At 39.2% G+C, this 19,415-nt stretch carries 25 protein-coding genes; 8 read left to right on the forward strand and 17 right to left on the reverse strand.

Annotation, left to right across the window (positions count from 1 at the left end):
* Window positions 1–25: 25 nt before the first annotated feature.
* From dnaB to FD724_RS37480, 3 genes are all read right to left on the reverse strand, one after another.
* Window positions 26–1,390 carry a replicative DNA helicase gene (gene dnaB, locus FD724_RS37470; protein WP_179076673.1) on the reverse strand — a complete coding sequence of 455 codons (1,365 nt, stop codon included), beginning with the start codon at window positions 1,388–1,390 and terminating at the stop codon, window positions 26–28.
* Window positions 1,391–1,443: 53 nt separating this feature from the next.
* Complete coding sequence (locus FD724_RS37475; RefSeq protein ID WP_179076674.1) at window positions 1,444–2,775, reverse strand: hypothetical protein; 1,332 nt, start codon at window positions 2,773–2,775, stop codon at window positions 1,444–1,446.
* Window positions 2,776–2,838: 63 nt separating this feature from the next.
* Entirely contained in the window at window positions 2,839–3,645 is an 807-nt protein-coding gene (locus FD724_RS37480) for a DUF5131 family protein (RefSeq protein ID WP_179076675.1), read from the reverse strand.
* 41 nt (window positions 3,646–3,686) lie between these two features.
* On the opposite strand from FD724_RS37480, the gene FD724_RS37485 reads away from it, so the two are divergent.
* Entirely contained in the window at window positions 3,687–4,643 is a 957-nt protein-coding gene (locus FD724_RS37485; protein ID WP_179076676.1) for a cytosolic protein, read from the forward strand.
* 60 nt (window positions 4,644–4,703) lie between these two features.
* Here the strand turns inward: FD724_RS37485 and FD724_RS37490 are convergent, their stop codons facing one another.
* The 4 genes from FD724_RS37490 to FD724_RS37505 form a co-directional block, all read right to left on the reverse strand.
* Complete coding sequence (locus tag FD724_RS37490; protein ID WP_179076677.1) at window positions 4,704–5,309, reverse strand: MT-A70 family methyltransferase; 606 nt, start codon at window positions 5,307–5,309, stop codon at window positions 4,704–4,706.
* An 18-nt stretch (window positions 5,310–5,327) separates the two neighbouring features.
* Window positions 5,328–5,786, reverse strand: a complete 459-nt coding sequence (locus FD724_RS37495) for a hypothetical protein (protein ID WP_179076474.1) — start codon at window positions 5,784–5,786, stop codon at window positions 5,328–5,330.
* A gap of 85 nt (window positions 5,787–5,871) precedes the next feature.
* Window positions 5,872–6,108 carry a hypothetical protein gene (locus FD724_RS37500; RefSeq protein WP_179076678.1) on the reverse strand — a complete coding sequence of 79 codons (237 nt, stop codon included), beginning with the start codon at window positions 6,106–6,108 and terminating at the stop codon, window positions 5,872–5,874.
* A 144-nt stretch (window positions 6,109–6,252) separates the two neighbouring features.
* On the reverse strand, window positions 6,253–7,086 hold the full coding sequence (locus FD724_RS37505) for a hypothetical protein (RefSeq protein WP_179076475.1): 834 nt from the start codon (window positions 7,084–7,086) through the stop codon (window positions 6,253–6,255).
* Window positions 7,087–7,198: 112 nt separating this feature from the next.
* On the opposite strand from FD724_RS37505, the gene FD724_RS37510 reads away from it, so the two are divergent.
* Window positions 7,199–8,539: a transposase gene (locus FD724_RS37510; RefSeq protein ID WP_179071337.1), complete on the forward strand. Its 1,341-nt coding sequence runs from the start codon at window positions 7,199–7,201 to the stop codon at window positions 8,537–8,539.
* Window positions 8,540–8,783: 244 nt separating this feature from the next.
* Here the strand turns inward: FD724_RS37510 and FD724_RS37515 are convergent, their stop codons facing one another.
* The 6 genes from FD724_RS37515 to FD724_RS37540 form a co-directional block, all read right to left on the reverse strand.
* Window positions 8,784–9,242 (reverse strand): DUF1392 domain-containing protein, encoded by a 459-nt coding sequence (locus FD724_RS37515; RefSeq protein ID WP_179076679.1) that lies wholly within the window; start codon window positions 9,240–9,242, stop codon window positions 8,784–8,786.
* The gene (locus tag FD724_RS41475) at window positions 9,239–9,679 is read right to left on the reverse strand and encodes a helix-turn-helix domain-containing protein (protein ID WP_256874758.1); all 441 of its coding nucleotides are present in this window, start codon (window positions 9,677–9,679) and stop codon (window positions 9,239–9,241) included. The genes FD724_RS37515 and FD724_RS41475 overlap by 4 nt, the downstream gene beginning before the upstream one ends.
* A gap of 311 nt (window positions 9,680–9,990) precedes the next feature.
* The gene (locus FD724_RS37525; RefSeq protein WP_179076476.1) at window positions 9,991–10,365 is read right to left on the reverse strand and encodes a hypothetical protein; all 375 of its coding nucleotides are present in this window, start codon (window positions 10,363–10,365) and stop codon (window positions 9,991–9,993) included.
* Between the two features lie 25 nt (window positions 10,366–10,390).
* Window positions 10,391–10,591 carry a hypothetical protein gene (locus FD724_RS37530; protein WP_179076680.1) on the reverse strand — a complete coding sequence of 67 codons (201 nt, stop codon included), beginning with the start codon at window positions 10,589–10,591 and terminating at the stop codon, window positions 10,391–10,393.
* On the reverse strand, window positions 10,584–10,910 hold the full coding sequence (locus tag FD724_RS37535; RefSeq protein ID WP_179076681.1) for a hypothetical protein: 327 nt from the start codon (window positions 10,908–10,910) through the stop codon (window positions 10,584–10,586). Before FD724_RS37535 ends, FD724_RS37530 begins: the two co-directional genes overlap by 8 nt.
* 178 nt (window positions 10,911–11,088) lie before the next feature.
* Window positions 11,089–11,886, reverse strand: coding sequence for a hypothetical protein (locus tag FD724_RS37540; protein WP_179076682.1), 798 nt, complete (start codon window positions 11,884–11,886; stop codon window positions 11,089–11,091).
* A 172-nt stretch (window positions 11,887–12,058) separates the two neighbouring features.
* Here FD724_RS37540 and FD724_RS37545 point away from each other — a divergent pair, with 172 nt between their 5' ends.
* From FD724_RS37545 to FD724_RS37565, 6 genes are all read left to right on the forward strand, one after another.
* Window positions 12,059–12,280 (forward strand): helix-turn-helix transcriptional regulator, encoded by a 222-nt coding sequence (locus FD724_RS37545; RefSeq protein ID WP_258169732.1) that lies wholly within the window; start codon window positions 12,059–12,061, stop codon window positions 12,278–12,280.
* A 762-nt stretch (window positions 12,281–13,042) separates the two neighbouring features.
* Window positions 13,043–14,236, forward strand: a complete 1,194-nt coding sequence (locus FD724_RS37550) for a DUF262 domain-containing protein (protein WP_179076683.1) — start codon at window positions 13,043–13,045, stop codon at window positions 14,234–14,236.
* 15 nt (window positions 14,237–14,251) lie between these two features.
* Entirely contained in the window at window positions 14,252–14,656 is a 405-nt protein-coding gene (locus FD724_RS42265; protein ID WP_372726552.1) for a hypothetical protein, read from the forward strand.
* Window positions 14,657–14,668: 12 nt separating this feature from the next.
* Window positions 14,669–15,283 carry an MAE_28990/MAE_18760 family HEPN-like nuclease gene (locus FD724_RS42270; RefSeq protein WP_372726553.1) on the forward strand — a complete coding sequence of 205 codons (615 nt, stop codon included), beginning with the start codon at window positions 14,669–14,671 and terminating at the stop codon, window positions 15,281–15,283.
* A gap of 170 nt (window positions 15,284–15,453) precedes the next feature.
* Window positions 15,454–15,702 (forward strand): helix-turn-helix transcriptional regulator, encoded by a 249-nt coding sequence (locus FD724_RS37560; protein ID WP_179076684.1) that lies wholly within the window; start codon window positions 15,454–15,456, stop codon window positions 15,700–15,702.
* Window positions 15,692–16,219 carry a GIY-YIG nuclease family protein gene (locus FD724_RS37565; protein WP_179076685.1) on the forward strand — a complete coding sequence of 176 codons (528 nt, stop codon included), beginning with the start codon at window positions 15,692–15,694 and terminating at the stop codon, window positions 16,217–16,219. The genes FD724_RS37560 and FD724_RS37565 overlap by 11 nt, the downstream gene beginning before the upstream one ends.
* Before the next feature lie 421 nt (window positions 16,220–16,640).
* Here the strand turns inward: FD724_RS37565 and FD724_RS37570 are convergent, their stop codons facing one another.
* The 4 genes from FD724_RS37570 to FD724_RS37585 all read right to left on the reverse strand — a co-directional run bounded on the left by FD724_RS37570 (window position 16,641) and on the right by FD724_RS37585 (window position 19,361).
* The gene (locus tag FD724_RS37570) at window positions 16,641–17,621 is read right to left on the reverse strand and encodes a TniQ family protein (RefSeq protein WP_179075893.1); all 981 of its coding nucleotides are present in this window, start codon (window positions 17,619–17,621) and stop codon (window positions 16,641–16,643) included.
* A 151-nt stretch (window positions 17,622–17,772) separates the two neighbouring features.
* A complete protein-coding gene (locus FD724_RS37575; RefSeq protein ID WP_179076298.1) occupies window positions 17,773–18,456 on the reverse strand; it encodes a hypothetical protein in 684 nt (227 codons plus the stop codon).
* Window positions 18,453–18,878 (reverse strand): ATP-binding protein, encoded by a 426-nt coding sequence (locus tag FD724_RS37580; protein ID WP_179076299.1) that lies wholly within the window; start codon window positions 18,876–18,878, stop codon window positions 18,453–18,455. The genes FD724_RS37575 and FD724_RS37580 overlap by 4 nt, the downstream gene beginning before the upstream one ends.
* Window positions 18,879–18,881: 3 nt before the next feature.
* Complete coding sequence (locus tag FD724_RS37585; RefSeq protein ID WP_179076686.1) at window positions 18,882–19,361, reverse strand: hypothetical protein; 480 nt, start codon at window positions 19,359–19,361, stop codon at window positions 18,882–18,884.
* Window positions 19,362–19,415 lie beyond the last annotated feature (54 nt).

Raw genomic sequence — 19,415 nt, forward strand, 5'->3', positions numbered from 1 at the left:
ACAATGTTTATCCTCCAGTAGAGCCTTAAAAACTACGACCACGAGATAAATTCTTGAATCTGGTAAACTGATGGTCAAATAAAAGCTTGACTGTACCAGTAGGGCCATTGCGTTGCTTGCGAACAACTAACTCAGCAATGCCACGATCTGGGGTATCGGGGTTGTACATTTCTTCGCGGTAAAGCATGATCACAACATCACTGTCTTGCTCAACAGCACCACTGTCTTTTAAATCACTTAGTACAGGGCGTTTATCGTTACGGTGTTCAACTTCGCGGTTGAGTTGGGACAAAGCCAGTACAGGCACATCCAAATCTTTGGCTAATCTTTTCAATCCCCGGCTGATTTCACCGACTCGTTGAGCCATGTTCACCCGTGAATCAGTATCAAGCGCCATTAGTTGTAAGTAGTCAATGATGACAAGCCCAACACCACCGTAATGGGATGAAATTCGGCGGACTTGGCTACGGATTTCATTAAGAGAAGGGCAAGATTCGTCGTTGATGAAAATCTGCTGTTCACTTAATTCCGCGATCGCCACGCTCAAGGGTTGCCACTGGCTGTCAGAGACATTCCCAGTTTCCAAGAAGTTATTTTCAATGCCAGATTCGCTGCTCAAGAATCGCTGTACGTACTCATCAGTAGACATTTCCAAGCTGAAAACGCAGATCGGCATCTTCCCAGTTTTGGCAACATTGAGAGCGAGATTACCAGCCAAAGCGGATTTACCAACAGAAGGACGAGCAGCCAGTACATACAACCGTCCTTTGCGAAAACCACCGCCGAGTATACCGTCCAGGTCATAAAATCCACTCTTCAGTGCTGGTGAGCCTGTACCAGCATGACGCGCTTCAATTTCGGTAAAAGTGTCGGCTAGGGCATGAGAAATATGAACCAAGTCAGAGGCAGAATGCTCAGACTTAATGCAGTAGACTTTTTGTTCGGCTTCGTCAAGAATTACAGGTAAATCAGTTTCGGTGGCATAGCCGAGTTGAACAATCTCAGTGCCAGCAAGGATTAACTGCCGCCTTTGGTATTTTTCCATTACCAAGTCAGCTAAAACATCGATGTTCACAGCTGACACAGTACGGTCAACCAGACTGGCCAGTTTATTGCGTCCACCGATACGGAACAATAAACCATTATCAGACAACCAGTTGGTGATGCAAAGCAAATCTGTTGGTAATCCTTGGCTGTACAGTCGTAGGGCTGCTTGATAGATGTCTTTGTGGGCATTGATGTAAAAAGCATCTGTCACCAAGCGATCGCTGATTCGGCTCATGGCACTTGGGTCGAGCATGATGCCACCGAGTATCACTTCTTCAGCCTCAATGCTCTGTGGGGGCAAGCGGTCTTGTTGCGATGTGAAGTTTGATTTGTCTTGTGTCATAGTTCACCTCATTTGAAAATTTTGATTTCTAGAAAATCTAGATTCCATATTGTTCACGCAGCTTGCGGATGTAAGTACATATACATTTGAGGATGTGTAAGTTTTAACCAATCCAACCATTTGAGCGTTGCACCTGGGTCTTGTTGGTCATAACGGCTGCTAAAAGAAGCGATCGCTTTGTCCTTGCCAACTTCATCCATGCGGTCTAGAAGTTCACTGAATGTGGCTTTATGCCAATCAAGAGAACGATTTGAGTAGTAACCGATGGGTTGGTCATTAGCTTTTGATTGTTCAGTTTGTGGTGTAGATGATTCAAGAACTTTTGACCAATAAACCAGCAGTTCTTCTAAACCAGCTTTACTCACCTCCAAATTGCTGATTGATTTGATCACAGTGGGGACTTTTTGCTGCCAATTAACCTTGTCCCACTCGGCTCTCTCCTTGGCGATTAACTCCACCAAACGGCGATCGCAAGTTTGGTAAATGTTGTCTCTGCAAGAAGTACGCCAGGGGAAACGCCAACAACGGAGTTTGATTTCATTTCTGTAAACTGCGGGTAAAGGCTCAGATGCCAAGATGCCGGGGTCAAGCAGGATGTGATTGAGCAAATCATCAATCGACTGGAATCTTGGTTTGCTTGGTTTTTTGTTCGCTTGTTCGTTTTTATCTAACAACCCCGCCGCAATAGTAGGTCTACATGAGGGAATGTCTGTTTGATGCAAAGTCTCGGATTGATTTGACAACGAAGTGAGAGATTCGGGAATTGGTTCTTCCTGGTTTGATTGTGAAGACGAAGATTCGGGAATTGGTTCTTTTTCCTGATTTGGTTGTAAATCCAAGTTAGTTTCTTCACACACATACTCGCTTTTTGGGGGGACTGCCCTTAGTGTGAATTCCTTAGATGGGATTCCCTTAATGGGAATACCTTTGTGGGTCAAATTTGACCCCACCCCCCATGCAGAATTGACCCCCCCACTGGGTGCAAAATTGCCCCCACCCCCCGTGCAATTTTGACTGGGGTTAATTTTGGCTGGGGTTTCTTTTATTGTTTTGATTTGGGAGCGAAGTAATGGAACTTGGTTAGGAGAAACCCACGAAGAAGGTGTAGTGGGAGTATAAATGTTAGTAGTTCCAATACGTTCTTGTATTTCAATCATTCCGGCGGCTAGTAAAAGCTTGATGGCATTTTTGGCAGTTTTGAGAGCCATGTAACAATGTTTAGCCATCTTAGGGATAGACTCAAAACAACCGCTTACACCTGCTCTTCTTTGGATATGCGCGTACAGCCTAAATTCTGATGATTCAAGTGGATAATCATCAAAAAAACCGGGAATGAAGACTTCAAAAGCTGTCCGATTATTGATTTGATTTTCTGCTAAACTCATAATGATATACCTAATAAAAATTGCCTTCCCTCGAAAGTCTCTTAACAATCGAGAGATTTGTTTCTAATCACAAGTCAAGTTGGGAAATTCCCGAATTTGTATTTGTTGAGGAAATTCAGCAAGTTCGCCGCCTTTGGCGTGTTTCGTTTTAAAAGGTTGCTGATTCAAATAAACATTTGACCCCAATTGCTTGACAAACACAGGTGTTTTTGACTCGTTGCACTGTTTGACGAGAGACTCGATCCATTCGCTCTGGCATGGTCTAGAGTCTGGCCCTGATTCACCACCGATAATAAGCCACTGGACATCATTCAAATATTGGCTAATATCGCCCAAATGTTTTAGTAATGGCTCAACTGACCAAAACCTAACACTAGCTGGAATTTGGGCAAGGAATTGACTACGTTCTTCAAGAGTGCGACGGTTTTCTATAGAAGTTCCAACCCAAATATTAGAAGGTAATTCCTCTAGCCCATGATTAGAGAGCCATTCATTTATAGATGACAACATAACTTCTGGGCGCTTGGTGAGGATTTGGAATATCTGCTTTGGCGCTACGAACATTCCATCTAACATTTCATGTTGCCAAGAACGCGGAACCCACTCACCAAAAACATCAGTCATTGAAGAAACGAAATGCTTCTTAGGTTTCCTTTGGAACCCCCATTTCCGAATAGCTTCTGTATCTAACACTAGCTCTGGTGGTTGCCCAGAGTAGGGTTGTTTATTCCCACCAAAAAAAGAATTTTGATTCAGCTTTTCGCTATAGCAATTTTTACACCCCTCAGATATTTTTTGACACCACCAACCGCCTCCCTTGGCACGGATGATATTATCTGTTAAGTCTGCCCATTCTATATTTGTTGGCATGATTACTTCTCTCTCATTAACTTGAAATTGAACAGTTGAGTATGACTAATAAAACACCTCAAACGGAATATGATTCCCCGTGGAAGCAGATGTTGCAGTTGTATTTTGAAGACTTCATGCAATTCTTTTTTCCTCAAGCCCATGCTCAAATTGATTGGAGTAGAGGTTTCGAGTTTCTAGATCAAGAGTTACAACAAGTAGTTCGTGATGCTGAATTAGGAAAACGGCTAATTGATAAATTGGTGAAAATCTATCGCATTGGGGGCGAAGAATCTTGGCTGTTGATTCATATAGAAATCCAAAGTCAAGAGGAAACCGATTTTCCTAAACGGATGTTTGTCTACAACTATCGAATTTTTGACCGTTATGATCGCTCTGTTGCATCATGCGCGATACTGGGGGATGACAACATCAACTGGCGGCCATCGCAGTTTGGGTACGATTTGTTTGGTTGTACGGTTGATTTTCAGTTTCCTGTAATCAAGCTGCTAGACTATCAACAAAGGTTATCGGAGCTAGAAGTCAGTCGTAACCCCTTTGCTACAGTGGTAATGGCTCACTTGGCAGCAGTGCAAACCCGCAGTAATAGGTCACAAAGGAAACAATCAAAACTGAATTTAGTGCGTCGGTTGTATGAGCAAGGGTTTGAACGCGAGGCTGTTGTTAACCTTTTAGTTTTCATCGATTGGATGCTAACGTTACCATTGGATTTAGAACTAGAGTTTAAAAGAGAAGTCGAACAATTGGAGGCACAACTGCGTATGCAGTACGTTACTAGTTTTGAGAGAATTGCTCGAATAGAATCTTTATTAAAAGGCATAGCTTTGGGGTTAAAACTCAAATTTGGAACACCTGGACAAAACTTATTACCTGAAATTGAGCTTCTTGAAGATTTCAGATTGCTGGAATCAATCTTGGCAGCAATAGAAACAGCAGATACTGTTGATGAATTGCGTTCTATTTATCAGACAGCAGATGACACACCGTCAGAAAATTAGAATTGTTTGATATTTGATTTTCAAGGTTCAGCAAGTTTTGAGTGCCGAAATTAGCGTTAATTAAGCACTCAATGAAGTATCGTTATCAATTTCTGCATTAAGCTGATCAAACAGATCCGCCTGATCACCCCAACAATCCCAGTCAACTCTAGAGGAACGTGCGAACATCTCCAGCTTGGTCATATCAGGACACAGCTTTTCTACAAGTTCAAAAAACTGTTCGGGCTTACGTGAATGCTCACGACGGGGTGAGTGTAAAATGCTTGACTGGTTTGTGAGTGTCCGTCCAGAGAAAGCTTTGACATTCCCACGAACAGCCAAAGCACAGTGTTCAGTCGAATTCCGCAACCAATGACCGACACCTAGATGTGTTTTAGTGCCATCTTTGGTGACTTTTTCCCAAGTCAAAATAGTCTTGAGTTCAAATCCCCATGTTTGCAAGCATTGAGCCGCTTCGACCATGTGATTATTTGTGTACCAAAGCCAAAGGACTGACCCTGTAGGATGGCTTAAGTCTGGAACAGGTAATGACAGTATTTCTTCTATGTGCATTGGCTTGTAGTTAATGCGGTTTCGGTGAGTCTTATCCTGATTTCTCAGCCGATAGAACCAGGGAGGGTCAATCACGATGCACTGGTATTGACCTTCTAATGTTGTTAGTCTCATGTTTAACTCCTGTTATTTTCAAACTTGTTCTGGAAATTCAATGTGGCTTAAAGTCTGAAGTTCAACAGCTAATCCGCTTAAGAAATTTTGGAGTTCGACTGTTGCCAATTCTTTGGATATCTCTTTTTCTGACGCATAAATAAGTTGCTTGTGATGCCCAAAATAAACTTCTGTACGAGTTAAGTTTTGCTCTGTATCAGTTAACAGAGTCAAAGTAAATCTTCCAAGTTTACAAAAGTAATAGGGACGCTTTGAACTCCAAGGCTTTCCAGGTTGCCAAGTGATTTGGAGTTTTTTACCAATGTGAACACTGATAGATTCAAAATCAACGTGGAAAATATTCAGTAAAGGAAGCATTTCGCCACTGTTGTAATGGTCTACAACGTGCTGTCTAATGCCTAGTTCTGCTAAACCTTCAGGAATATCAATGTGAGCTTCAGATGAGATTTTCTCAACTACTGTGACTATGGCTTTCATATCCGTTTAACCATCTTGTAATTTGTAAGAAAATATTTAGGAAGGTGTATTACTCACGCTTCAATTAAACCCCTGGCAACGAACGTTATTCAGGGAATAAACAATCAGTTTCATATTCGTCATCATCCTCATCTGAATCTTCATCTTTGATGGATTCAAATTCTTCGATTGCAAAAATAGCCATAGCCACACACGCTCTTTCTGCTGGATGTGTAGCTGATTGCATCCGATATGATTCGGGGACTACATAGCCTTGGATCGCGTAGAATTTCTTAGCTAGTTTTTCAATGAGTACATCTTTCTGGAAGTAGCCGATTTCCATATCTTTTCCCCTCAAGGTAAAATTTACCTTTGTTGTAAAAGTCTTAATTCTTGATGACTCGGCGATCACTCTGCTTGACCAATGACCAATGACCAATGACCGATGACCGATGACCAATGCCCGATGCCCGATGACCGATGACCATCAAGCTGTTACTAAAGATTTTTTAGCAAAAGCACCTGCCTGCCTTAGCGCTGCTCCAGGACTGGGATGAGCGAAGAACTCTTCTACAGCTTTGGTCAACCCAGCCGCAACAGCTGGTTCGTGGCAAGCGTAGACATAGATGGGCTGTTGTACACCATTGACCAATCGTGTTTCTTGGCGATCGCCTAATTGTGGGTAGAATGTTCTCACCCATGTGCCTAAATGTCCGCGATAGTGAGCGCCGCTCAAGGGGACTTTCTTACCGAGTTCGCTCTCTGCAAAGTTGACCACGCCGAGCCAGCGTTCTTCTAAAGGGGTTAGCAATTTCCTATTATGTTCAGCCAAAAGGTTCCCGGCATAGTCTTTAAATTGCTGTTCCATGTATGGGTTGAGTCTGCCACCAGTTAACTCAGCTAAAGTTTTCATGGCCAGGACAAGAGTATGCAATCGTTGTTCAACTGGGGGGAGGGTTGGTGTAGGGGGTTGTTCTTGTGGTTGAGTAGCGGGTTTTGTCCAGCCCATAATGTCTTGCATCCAGGCGCGAACACCGATACTTTCAAATGCTTCACAGGCTAATCTTGCTTGTTCACTGCATCTTTTCCCCGCTTCGTAGCCGTAATAGTGAAGTATTGCGGCAACAGCTATATCAGGGATACCGGACTGCGACCAGCCTAAAATGTCAACACCTTCAAAGCCTTTACGGACAAGCTTTTCAACCATTTTAGAGCGAGAATTGTCAACAGCCGTTTTGAGCAGGGCGAACGCACGGGATTTCTGAAACCCTTGCTGGGCAAGGATCTTGATGAAAAAATAGGCTAAATTAAAAAACGCCAAAACCCTTGCTATTAAACAATACCATTGCCAAAATAAGAGTATGAAGAGGTAGGGCATTTCGTAGTAGATTTATTGTCTCTCACAACGATAAATCAAACACTACAAGCAGCCCATGCCTGATATCTTATCACTGCTACAATGCCTGCTACCGCAGATCAACGCGACAACAATGCGGCAATTTAACCAAATAATCCTGGCTATGTTAACGATGAGCGGGCGAGTCACGATGTTGGGAATCTCGCGTTGGGCAGGCACTGGTGGTAGTTATCGGACGATATTAAGATTCTTTCAGACAGTAATACCTTGGGCGACGTTGTTTTGGCTATTTTTCCGTAAGCATTTATTCCGTGCAAATGAGGTGTATTTGCTTGCAGGAGATGAAGTTGTAGTGAGTAAATCAGGTAAAAAAACTTATGGTTTGGATAGATTCTTTTCCAGCCTAGTAAGTAAACCGATATTAGGACTGTCTTTCTTTACATTATCATTAGTAAGTGTTGAACAAAGGCACTCATTTCCCATTCAAATAGAACAGGTGATTAAGAGCGATGTAGAAAAAAGTAGTTCAACATTAGCCTCAGAAATAAAGCCTAAAGAAAAACGTAAGCGTGGACGACCAAAAGGAAGTAAGAATAAGAATAAAGCCGAGGTGATTTTAACATCTGAATTAGTGCGAATTCAAAAGATGATTAATTCGCTGTTCAAATTATTAGCTGGATTTGTGCCGCTTACTTACTTAGTGCTAGATGGGCATTTTGGTAACAATAATGCTTTGCAGATGGCACGTCTTGTTAACTTACACATAATTTCTAAGTTGCGCCACGATTCTGCATTGTATATCCCATATCAACATCCTGACTCCCATAAACGCTCTCGTCGTAAATACGGTGATAAGATTGACTACCATAACATACCTGATAAGTATTTGCGTAAAAGTAGCATAGAGGATGAAATTCAAACTGATGTTTATCAATGCACTCTCCTTCACAAGGAATTTGCCCAAGCACTAAATGTAGTTATTTTAGTTAAAATTAATCTTAAAACTCATGCTCGTAGTCATGTAATTCTATTTTCTAGTGACCTAAAGTTGTCCTACGAAAAAATAATAGATTACTACAAATTGCGCTTCCAAATCGAGTTTAATTTCCGTGATGCCAAGCAGTTTTGGGGACTGGAAGATTTCATGAACTTAAGCCAAACTGCTGTGACTAATGCTGTTAATTTAGCATTTTTCATGGTCAACTTGTCCCATCATCTTCTCTTGGATTTTCGTCTCCTTAATCCCGACTCTGGCATTATTGACCTGAAGACTCATTATCGTGGTTTTCGATATGTCCGTGAAATCTTAAAAATGCTTCCGGAAATGCCTGAGCCTATTTTATTAACCCAGATTTTTGCCAAGATTACTTCTTTGGGACGGATTCATAACGTTTCTACAGGCGTTGAACCCTCGTAAATTGGCAAAGGTATTGATTAAAGGATTCTTATACTTTAGATGCGTTTGCCCTGCCGTTTTGAGACTTCTGAATAATCCAGCAGCATCAACCCCAGCTAATCTTGCTGTAGCCCGAAGACTAGCCTTACCTTGTCCATTAGAGTCAACAGTGATTTCTTGCTTTATCTGGTCGATAATTTGAGCGATTTCGATTTGTGACATAACTTTAGTTGAGTGATAATTTTTCCTTGTTGATTAGAGGGAATTAGACATTCACGCGCACCAAACTTTTTTCACCAACCAGAGAGAAGCGATTAGATATAGTCCGTGATTGAGTCAAGGTTGGCGACATCAATTCAATAAGGTAAAACCAAGAATTATTTACCAGCCCAATCCCCAGAATCAGCCGTTGTTTTGTTCCTTTATCGTGGGAACAGAGGATCACTCTTTCGCCCAGAACGAAAGCAGGTTTTTGCACAGTGATGACTTCTAATTCACCAGTCCCGATGATTTGGTTTTGTGTGGCGTGGAGTATTTCATTACGGCAATCAATTGAATAAATCCAACATTCGTGTTTCCATTGCATACCGCAGCAATAGCCAAATGTTCTTGTGGTTCTAAGGTATACTCTCTCAAGTAAATTCACCTCAAGGAGTGGAATTGTTCCACGCCAAGGTGGGGAGAGATACCAACTTGTTAAGAGAGCGTTAATGTGGTCAATCATGCTTTTTTCCCTAATAAGTAATTAATGGCTTCAGTATCGAGAGCAGCAATACGTTTTTTAATTGATTGTGGGGGATTTTCAAAAAACTCTTTTAGATGCAATTTCCGAATTTGATAATGTCTGGCAGAACGTTTTGTAGCTTTGAGCCATCCTCGTTTTACCCACCTTGTGACAGTTGAGAAGTTCAATTGAAGAACTTGAGCAATTTCTTTACAAGAATAGTTATCAAGGGTGGGACGGGCTGAATAACCTAAGCTATTTAACTTCAGGTAAATTGCAACTGGTGTGCGATAGAATCCTCGCCTTTTTAGGATTGAGGCTATTTGGTTGATTGTATATACTTCAGCTTTCGCCTCAATAATTGCGAGTTCTTCATCAGTCCATTTTGCATACATTTGATTACCTCCTTCTCTTGTAGGAGGTGTAATATTTCCCATCTACTCCCCCTTGATTGACATATAAATAGATGGGTTCGGGAGGGTTGCATAAAATTAGTTCTATTTCAGTAACCATATTTTATTGACCTATGCAATAATTAGTGGTTTGTAGCGTAAACTTTCAGTGCTTTACGATTGCTTGAAGAAAAGCTGATATTCAAGCAATCGCTTTTTTACTAAACAGAAGGCTGTTAATTGGAGGGAAAAGAGGAAAGGGGAAGGGGTAAAAGAAAGAGAAAGAAAAAATTTTCGCCATACAGTACAAAGCAAGCATTTTTGAATATGAAGCTTCCCTTTTCCCTTTTCCCCTCTTATTTCTGCTCTAACTCCCATTGCAGATAAGTCAAAGCAGTTTGAGCATCAGCAATGTTTAAATCTGGCTGATACCCTGCTGACAAGAGTTGTTTGTAATCTGGGTGCGTAGCAATCTGGGATATCAGGTTTTGAGCTTGTGCAACTAAGTCATAGAGGTTGGGGTTAGATATTTCAATGCCCAGCCGTGAGCATAAATCCTCTGCCTTTACACCGAAGGTTCCTGGCTCAATCTCCGTCGCTAACTCTTCAAGCAGAGATTGGAAATTCGGGTGTTCATCGTTAATTTCAATCTCAAATAAATCTGCGCTCTGTGTAACGATAGTTGCCCAATTGGGTAAAGTCTGTGCAATGGTCTTCGCGTAAAGTTTCATGATTTTCTCCTCTGGGATTAATAACTTAAAAATCCTCGGCAATCTCCAACAAAAAGCCGCTTCCCGTGTTCTGCACTTGCACCAGTTCTTTATCCAGCAGTGTTTGAATGACTGAATTTGAAACTTGGCATTGGAGAGAGTGCAGAGGAACACAACCACCACAAAGCTGAAGTGAACGCAGCAGATGATTGGCTCTACGGTCAAAATTGTCTGTAGAATTAGCCATTGGTACTACCTCCAGTGACGGCTGCTAATTGTTGTTGCAGAATCGCTATTTGCTGTTGATAAAACTTAATCTCTGCGGTTATTTGCGTGAACAATTCCTGTGGAGATAGTGGTTGGATTTGATTTTCTTGCAAGTACGATATCTCGTCAGAATTCTTGTTAGGCATCAGTACATAGCGCCAACCATCATCAAATTGTTCAGCCAACTCTGTACCATACGGGTAATAGTAAAGTCCTAGAATCGTGCCTTGTTCTGTACGCTGATCCAAAGCGAAGCGTGGGTAGCCCCAGTGTTGGGGAATGGATATTGTGGGTTGCATATTGATTGGTGGGTGAATGAAGGGAAAATGAGAGAAGAATTCAAAAGTCAGAATTCAGAAGTCAGAATTTCGGGAAGAGGTGGGAAAAAGAGGAGAAAGGAAGGCAGATTTTATTAACTTCTGCACCCTGCTCTTTGTTTCTTTACTGACTCCTGACTCCTGGATGCTGACTTCTTAATTACGCTGTGACTAACTCCGCTCTCTCCAGCAGCTGTTGCAATTTATCGCCAGTTAGCTGTTCTAAGGGTTGGTCTAAAAAATATTCCTCAAAAATGGATTTACCATCAGTAGACACGTCCACCATCGACAGCGATCGCACAGCATCAAGCACGGAGTTAGAATACTGCTGCTGGACTGAATAACGCCTCTTCACCCACCAGTTACCATCAGTGCATCCGACTTGCCCCAGTTTCACGCCTTTGTTGTTGTAAATGCCATCATTGAGAATTTCAAACCCGTAGTTCTGGCACTCGTTGAAGATATGCACCATGATTTGGTTTTCGGTAGTGCAAGGTGTTTCTGTTGCTGCTGGGGTGGCCTCGTTTAACGTACTGTCCTGGTGATGCCATTGAATGAAACGGTGGCATCTAGCCCAGGTATTAGCGCGGAATTTCTCTTTACCGTCCACCATGACTACCCAAGGTTGAGTTAGATCATCGTCATAGGTGATGCTGGCTATCAGTTCTTTGCCGCAGTAAATCTCGTGATCGTAGAAAGATATTTCTAGGGTTGTCAGTTCTTCGGGTGCAATCGCTTGAGCTTGGACAGCGATGTAGTTGTCGAGTTCGGCTTGGGAGATCGCTTGGTTGTCAACTTTCTGAAGCTGGGTGGATTGGTGGGTGATGATTGCGTTTACCCAGGTTTCAGCTGCTCTTTTGTCCCCGGTGGGTGTTATGCCGAGTTCGGCAGCGATTCTTTTGAGGCGCGGGAGGTTATAGCGGGAAAGGGCTTGCTGTGTGTAGGTTGGATGGGTCATAATTAAGATTCCTTATTATTAGGGACAGAGAAAGCGCTTTTGATTGGTCGTCGGGGGCGCTTTCTCCATATTTTTACTATAACACTTCCGTTATAAATAACAATACTAAGTTGCTAAATTCCAACGGAATCAATTATGATAAAAACTATAGTTTAATGGAGGCATGAGGAAAATGCATTGCCGCCTAGCTGTGCTTATGGCTGAAAAAAACCCAACACTGTCATTGGCTGAAGTTGCCAGAAGTTCTAACATTTCTTATCCAGCTGTTTATCGGCTGTTCACCAATGACTTTAAGCGGGTGGATACGGAAACGATTGAAAAGTTATGTGACTACTTCCGATGTGACTTAGCGGATTTATTTGAGTTGAGGGAGGTAATAGATGTGAGTAGCTAATGCTGCTTCTCTCTCTTTACAATCACTACCGCAAAGTAGTGCATTTTTAAAGGAACTCTGTGTAATTGAATAAGTCCTGGGTATAAGCTCAGGGATAGAGTTTTAGGATTATTTATCGAAGTGTAAATCCTTATGTTCCTCCCTGTGTTTCTTTAACCCAGTGATTACTTCTACCGACAGCATTTAAAATCCACTTTGCAATCGACTTTAGAGAAGTACTATTGATTTAATTGGGGTGGAATGATGAAAAAGCCATCCTCTAGGTGCAAAAAAAGCATTTTCTCTGTAATAAGTGATTTAGAACTGCCATTTAATCCCACATCCAACAGGTAAGTTTTAAAATTTTGTAATTTCTACAATCTAATGAGAACAAGGTTTTGAACTAGTGAAACTTAATTATAAATTTTACGATCCCAGCTTTATCTAGTGTTAAACCCTAGCTTATTGATAATAGTGTTAATAACTTTTCTCAATTTGAGATTAAATACTTTGATCACAGCATAAATGATAGAAAAGGTGAAACATTTATCATAATTTAGTTTTAGCTGTTTTATTAAAATTATTTTTTGACAAAACAACCTGCGGGTAATAAAATATATAAAGTACATTTACTCATGCTGAATGTAAGTTTAAAAGAGCAAAATCTATAAAGAGTTATATTATATTTATAGAAAGTATTGTAACATTAATAAGTTTTTCGCTAGTATCACCTGTATATGTACATTATCGTCTATTAAAAATACAAAATTTGGAGATTGCAGTATGGTAGCAAATAGTCACTTAATTACAGGCGAAACATTTTCTTTATCAGACAAGTCCGATATTGCTCAGGTATTTCTTTCAGACGACGAGATTAATGAAAAATACAAAAAGGGAGAAATAAGAATTGTAACGGAACAGGCCCGTTACCCACTTGATAGTATTGAAACGATGCTTGACAGTAAAAAATATATTTTAAACCCTGAATACCAGCGCAGAAAAAGGTGGGAGAATGCTCGAAAATCCCGTTTGATAGAATCGTTTATAATGAATGTGCCGATTCCACCTATCTTTCTATATGAAGTCGATTACTCTATATATGAAGTAATGGACGGGTTGCAAAGGCTAACAGCTATTTATGACTTTTATAAAGGAAAATTTAATTTAGAAGGATTAGAATATTGGCGAGAACTTAACGGTAGAAACTGTCAAAATTTACCTGAGCAAGTGAAACGAGGAATAGATAGACGTTATTTATCGTCGATTGTATTGTTGCAGGAGACGGCAAAAAGCACAGAAGAAGCAGATTTCCTTAAGCAAATAGTTTTTGAAAGACTAAATAGTGGTGGGGAGAAACTAACTCCACAGGAAACAAGAAATGCTCTACGCAATGGCAAATTTAATCAATTATGTATAAAACTTGCTGAAAATGACTCTTTCCGTAGAATGTGGAAACTACCTTTAGAATCCGAAGGGGAAGAAAAATTACTTGAAAGTGAATCTTATCGCAAGATGGAAGATGTTGAACTGGTTTTGCGATTTTTTGCTTATCGCCATATAGAATACTTCAAATCTCCTGTGGATAAGTTTTTAGATGATTATCTAAAACAAGCAAATAATTATTCGGATGAAACAATAAAAGAACTTGAAAATCTTTTTAATGAAACTATTGATTTGGTTTTTTTATTGTTTGGAGATGGAGCTTTTATACCACCGAAAGAAAAACGTGACAATCAAACACCATTAAAAACTATTTATGATCCAATGATGCAGGCGATGGCAAATTACATTTCCAAAAAACAAATCTTGCTAACTAATCATGAATTCATACGAAATAACCTATACTCAAATAAAGATTTGTTATACGTAAAAGAAGAGAATAATAGACCTCTTTTTGATGGTAGATATAATAATAAAAAAGATGTACAAGCACGTATAAAGTATTTTCAAGGGTTTCTACAAGGTTTTATCTCATAAACTTAGCTAGAAATTATGAATATAACGTCATTAGAGAGATTTAAAAAAGAAATAAATCAAGTAAGAGAATATTTTAAATATATTCAATATGTTGACAATATTTTCAGTTGTGTTGTGTCATTAAATGATAATGAGCAAATTAAAGCTTCTTTAAATCAATTCAAAGAGCATCATAAAAGTTTTAGAACAGATAAAAAGATATTTGAATACAAAGCATCTATTATTTCGCTTTATGGATTACTAGAAAAGCATATAGAAATTTGGATGAAAGAATATCTTGATTCGCTTGCACTTATAGCTATAGACTATAACAATATAGATGAGAAAATTAGGAACAATCATTTTGAACTTTCTTTAAAACTAATAAGCACTATTGTTAGTAGAGAAAGTGCTAAATATCAGCATCTTACCAAAGAATAAGTTTTAAAAAAATTGAATCAATGTATTGTAAATCCTGCTGCTTATAAATTCAATACAGAAGCATTTGTTCTTTTATCAGGTAATTTAAAACATAGACAAATAGCAAAAATATTTGAGCTTATCAATGTCAATTTAAATGAAACGCTAAAGAAAAATGTAACACTAAGTCAGTATTTTAAAAATGATAGAGGGCTTATAAACATTTCAAATATAGATACAGACATTTTATACAACAAAATAAACGATTTAGTTGAGAGGAGAAATCAGATTGCTCACGGTTCAGAATTAGATAATATTCTAGATATATCGGAATTGGAAAATTATATCTATTTTTTGGAAATATATTGTGAAGCTCTTTTTGAAATATTGTCAGAGGAGCTTATCAAAAAAGAATCAAGTTATAGATTTCAAAAGATAGAAAAAGTTGTGAAAATTTTTGATAATAAAATATTGGCATTTGAAATTGAAAACTATACGATAAGAGTCGGAGATATACTTATTGTTGAAACTATAGAAAATAAATTTTCAAGAAAGACTATTGAGAAAATTGAATTAAATAAAAAACCATATACAGAACCAGGGCGAACGCACGGGATTTCTGAAACCCTTGCTGGGCAAGGATCTTGATGAAAAAATAGGCTAAATTAAAAAACGCCAAAACCCTTGCTATTAAAGGATTCTTATACTTTAGATGCGTTTGCCCTGTATACAGAACTTACAGTTGTAGAAAAAACAAATATTGCCATTCTTGTTGAGTCTGGTATCAAAGAAAATCAAAAATTTTACATAGTAAAACAATGATTACTTACAATATTGCAGTGCGCGTAGTAAATATTGTAGACATTCCCGCCTATTTGCCCAACGTTTACCAGTTCTGGCAAGAAACCGCTATTAGCCGCACTACTCCATATAACCTCTATAATAATTCTGCTCAGTATCTTGGTAGAGATATCATGGACGAGATTTGCAGTCGATACAAAATTCAACCAGATGTTTTAGTTTTACTTAAATGGATACTATCTCAGGAGTCGAAAAATGGGGATTAATCCAGCCACTATAGATCCTCTTGCCTTACCTTCAGTATCTCTTCATGAGCGATCACAGTTACCTAGACAGCCTTGTATTTACTTCGCTATCGACCTTGATGGACAAATTCAATACATTGGGCGATCAATTAATCCGAAGGCGAGATGGGCTTTACACCACAAGTATCCTGAACTGCATGAGATAGGTGGCATTCGGCTCTCCTACTTACATATAGATGATGTATCTTTACTCTCTCAAATAGAAGCAGCTTTAATTGCCTGGTTTAATCCACCGCTCAATCAAACCACGAATTTGAACCCATTTGCAAGTGGGATGTTGGGTTTAAGGCTAAGGGTAGGAAAAAGAGCAGAAGAAATAGCCGTGGAGCTTGGCGTTGCCGTCTCTACGGTTCGGAATTGGGATCAATTAAAAACAGCTCCCCGGATGACTCCTGTGGGACTTCAAAAACTTATGCAGGTGTACAAGTGTACTTTTGATGAACTAGTTCAGGCGGAACTGGAGTCTGAAAATGCTTAACCCCCAGGCTATTAATCCTCTTGTTTTGCCTTCAGTTTCTTTAAAAGAGCGATCTGTGACTTGAAGAAGATTTTGGACAGGTTGTCCAACTTTACCTTCCAAAACTAGATGTCCAACTTTACCTTCCAAAAACATGAAAAAGATAACATCTAGAAAAATTAACTCCCGGTTCGCTCATTTTTTTTGGAGTTCGAGAAATTGCCGAAAACCAGAAAATCTAGGTGTAGTAATGGTTTTAGCCATTACTATAAATTTACCTTGAACTACCACCCTGCTCTAAAAACTCTATTTTTATGCGATGCCTACGGCGGTAAACTACGCGCAAAGTCGGGAGGAGAGTACATTTGTATTATGGGCTATAACCCCCATTAAATCGTCCAGCTTTTTTCTAACTCAATTTAAAATGGGCGAACCGGGAGAATTAAAGGAAAAGTTGACGAGGAGTTATATTAAAACAACGAAAAACTTCAGAAAGAAAATGCAAAGAAATACGTGGTTTATAAGCAGTGTCAGAGCTTTGAGGTTTAGCGATTAAGTGGGAACTCATCCAGAATGAAAAAGAGAGGTCTTTTAACCCTTGTTCATCAAGATGCACGCAACGTTCATGAAGGTACGAATAGACATCTTTAATCTGAGGTTGTTTTGACAAATAAGGTGTAATCGCAATTAACTCTTGTAAGTAAGAGATGTTACGTTGATAGGTTGACAAACATCCCATCGAGCGAAAATAAGTAGTCAACTTCAAGGGATACTTTGTTTGACCTAACCATTCTCCACAATGAGAACAATAACCTGGTTGACAAAAATTTAGCATTTTTTGATTGCAAGAAGGACAGGTATTCTCTAGAGAAATCTGATGTTGAGGGCAGAATTTAACATATTCAATTAACCAGAGCAAAGGAATATAAATAACTTGCCCTTGCTCTCGCCAGGCTTGATAACAATAAGGACACCAAGCACAAGAAGGTTTCAAAAGCAACTCTGCTGAATCAAAAACTTTCAGCCAACTCATTAAAGTTAAAGAATATAAATCTTGACGTGATGTTAATTGCTCTATAGCTGTCACAATGACTGGAGTAATAGATTGAAGTCCATTTATAACTGATAAATTAGATGCAGTTTTTTTGTTAGTTAAAAATATCTGTTTAAGAGAAGTTTTTTTAGTATCTTTATGCAATAAATATTCCTGATGTTGAATCAAAGGAACAAGTTCATAAGTATAAAGTTGCCAAGAGCGAAGGCAATGCTGTTGTGCTAATCTTTGTAAATAGCTACTTAAACTCTCAGTATTAGGAGTTCCTAAACCTATTGGTTGTAGAGGATAAAGATGACTGATTTTAGGTAGGTTTTGAATTGTAAAATTTCCTAAATCAAAAGGAATGAAAAAAATCTGTTTCTTTATCCTCCTTTTCTGATTCCTGCTTTTTTAAGGGATAACGGCGACAGGGCGAACGCACGGGATTTCTGAAACCCTTGCTGGGCAAGGATCTTGATGAAAAAATAGGCTAAATTAAAAAACGCCAAAACCCTTGCTATTAAAGGATTCTTATACTTTAGATGCGTTTGCCCTGATAACGGCGAGGAGAAGTTTGTGCAATCGGCGAATGAGTAGTTTTTTTCTCTTTCTTGCTTTGATTGTGTTTCTCCTGAGCAGTACCATGAGATGAGGGAATTAATTTCAAGTCTTTTTGTAGTTTGAGTAAATCCTCTGATGACTCTTGTAGTTGTTGTTCACCTATAGTAATAGATTTCAGCATTACCAAACATTGACGTACCTCTAAAGCATGACGTTGCAAGTCAGATAAAGTAATAGTCTGAGCGTTTCCATCACTCTCTAAAACATCATTAAGTGTTACACAAAGCCAATCTTTAAGAATACCTACACAACCTAAACTCCTCTCATAAAGAAATTCCCAATTAGATAATAAATCTGGCTGTTGAGGTAAAGGAAGATATTGACTAAAAGTTTGCACCACACTTTTAAAAGCTTTAGCTTCTTGCGAATTATCAGCATGATACCGTTGAAAATGAATGGTTTTACTACGTCGGCATAACTGATCTCCTAAATCAATTAAAGGTAATAAGTCATAAGTTCCAGTGGGAATAATTTTCACTTGAGTTAGATTGGCTAGAGATTTGAGAGTTTCGGGTTGATCTTTTAATTTCCGACCACTAGGTAACATAGCAAGATGATGTGCTTCATCAATATAAAAAGCATCCGGAGAACGATGAATCAAAGCCGATTCCACTGCACTCCGCCACGAGGAGCAAGATTGCCCATAATTAATCTTTTTTCGATTAAAGGTTCGTTTAGTACTTTTAATAGACGAATATAAAAATCTTTCCAATCAAACTGACTAAATTCTGGAGCTTTAGCTTCTAAACCAATTACAGGGACTTTACCCTGATTGTGCTTTAATTCAGGTAAGGCTTTCTCGGTTAGTTTTTGCTCTAAACGTCGCAGTAGGGTAGTTTTCCCTACTCCAGTTGCTCCTACTACGAAAATTAAGGAAATCCCTGGTGCTTGATAAACTGATTGCATCACCTGATTAAAAGTCTGAATTAGATGAGGATGAGCCATTGTATAATTCACAAAAAATGTCACCCTTTCAGATATAGGAGCCTTTAATAATTCTTGAGGTAATCGCTGTTGTTCCATCCGTTAAAATTCTCCGTAAGATTCAAGAGTTTCTTCATTATTAGCGTTATTTATCAAGACTGATGAATTATTTTCTATTTCATCAAAGTGAGTCAATTGAGGACTGTTTGGAGAAAGTTCTTTCCCTTCAATTAAATTAAGTACCGTTTTATTTTCTAATGCTTGTAAGCGTTGTTTAAGCAGTTTTTCCTCGACTTGATAAGCCCCTTGTAAATGCTCCATCAATTCAGTATTAGATAAAACTATCGCCTGACCTTTATGTTTTTTGCGTTGGCGTAAGTCAGTACTAATAACTTGTAGTTCTTTTTCCGTGCGTCCTTGGAGATAGGGATAATGATTCGACGTACATTCATGCCAAAGCCCCTTAACATAGCAATAGGCAACACTAACATTGAACGGGTCAATTTTGAGCGAAACTGCTGTTTTCTCCACCTCTGGATTACGGAAAGCATGACACCAGTAATAAATATGATTTACCTTCACTCCTCTTCCAGGGCGAACGCACGGGATTTCTGAAACCCTTGCTGGGCAAGGATC

Source organism: Nostoc sp. C057, assembly GCF_013393925.1.
In the GTDB taxonomy this organism is placed as follows: Bacteria; Cyanobacteriota; Cyanobacteriia; order Cyanobacteriales; family Nostocaceae; genus Nostoc; species Nostoc muscorum_A.

Coding starts and splice junctions, on each gene's coding strand:
- dnaB (WP_179076673.1), bottom strand. CDS start 1,390: ATGACACAAGACAAATCAAACTTCACATCGCAACAAGACCGCTTGCCC.
- FD724_RS37475 (WP_179076674.1), bottom strand. CDS start 2,775: ATGAGTTTAGCAGAAAATCAAATCAATAATCGGACAGCTTTTGAAGTC.
- FD724_RS37480 (WP_179076675.1), bottom strand. CDS start 3,645: ATGCCAACAAATATAGAATGGGCAGACTTAACAGATAATATCATCCGT.
- FD724_RS37485 (WP_179076676.1), top strand. CDS start 3,687: ATGACTAATAAAACACCTCAAACGGAATATGATTCCCCGTGGAAGCAG.
- FD724_RS37490 (WP_179076677.1), bottom strand. CDS start 5,309: ATGAGACTAACAACATTAGAAGGTCAATACCAGTGCATCGTGATTGAC.
- FD724_RS37495 (WP_179076474.1), bottom strand. CDS start 5,786: ATGAAAGCCATAGTCACAGTAGTTGAGAAAATCTCATCTGAAGCTCAC.
- FD724_RS37500 (WP_179076678.1), bottom strand. CDS start 6,108: ATGGAAATCGGCTACTTCCAGAAAGATGTACTCATTGAAAAACTAGCT.
- FD724_RS37510 (WP_179071337.1), top strand. CDS start 7,199: ATGCCTGATATCTTATCACTGCTACAATGCCTGCTACCGCAGATCAAC.
- FD724_RS37515 (WP_179076679.1), bottom strand. CDS start 9,242: ATGATTGACCACATTAACGCTCTCTTAACAAGTTGGTATCTCTCCCCA.
- FD724_RS41475 (WP_256874758.1), bottom strand. CDS start 9,679: ATGGGAAATATTACACCTCCTACAAGAGAAGGAGGTAATCAAATGTAT.
- FD724_RS37525 (WP_179076476.1), bottom strand. CDS start 10,365: ATGAAACTTTACGCGAAGACCATTGCACAGACTTTACCCAATTGGGCA.
- FD724_RS37530 (WP_179076680.1), bottom strand. CDS start 10,591: ATGGCTAATTCTACAGACAATTTTGACCGTAGAGCCAATCATCTGCTG.
- FD724_RS37535 (WP_179076681.1), bottom strand. CDS start 10,910: ATGCAACCCACAATATCCATTCCCCAACACTGGGGCTACCCACGCTTC.
- FD724_RS37540 (WP_179076682.1), bottom strand. CDS start 11,886: ATGACCCATCCAACCTACACACAGCAAGCCCTTTCCCGCTATAACCTC.
- FD724_RS37545 (WP_258169732.1), top strand. CDS start 12,059: ATGCATTGCCGCCTAGCTGTGCTTATGGCTGAAAAAAACCCAACACTG.
- FD724_RS37550 (WP_179076683.1), top strand. CDS start 13,043: ATGGTAGCAAATAGTCACTTAATTACAGGCGAAACATTTTCTTTATCA.
- FD724_RS42265 (WP_372726552.1), top strand. CDS start 14,252: ATGAATATAACGTCATTAGAGAGATTTAAAAAAGAAATAAATCAAGTA.
- FD724_RS37560 (WP_179076684.1), top strand. CDS start 15,454: ATGATTACTTACAATATTGCAGTGCGCGTAGTAAATATTGTAGACATT.
- FD724_RS37565 (WP_179076685.1), top strand. CDS start 15,692: ATGGGGATTAATCCAGCCACTATAGATCCTCTTGCCTTACCTTCAGTA.
- FD724_RS37580 (WP_179076299.1), bottom strand. CDS start 18,878: ATGGAACAACAGCGATTACCTCAAGAATTATTAAAGGCTCCTATATCT.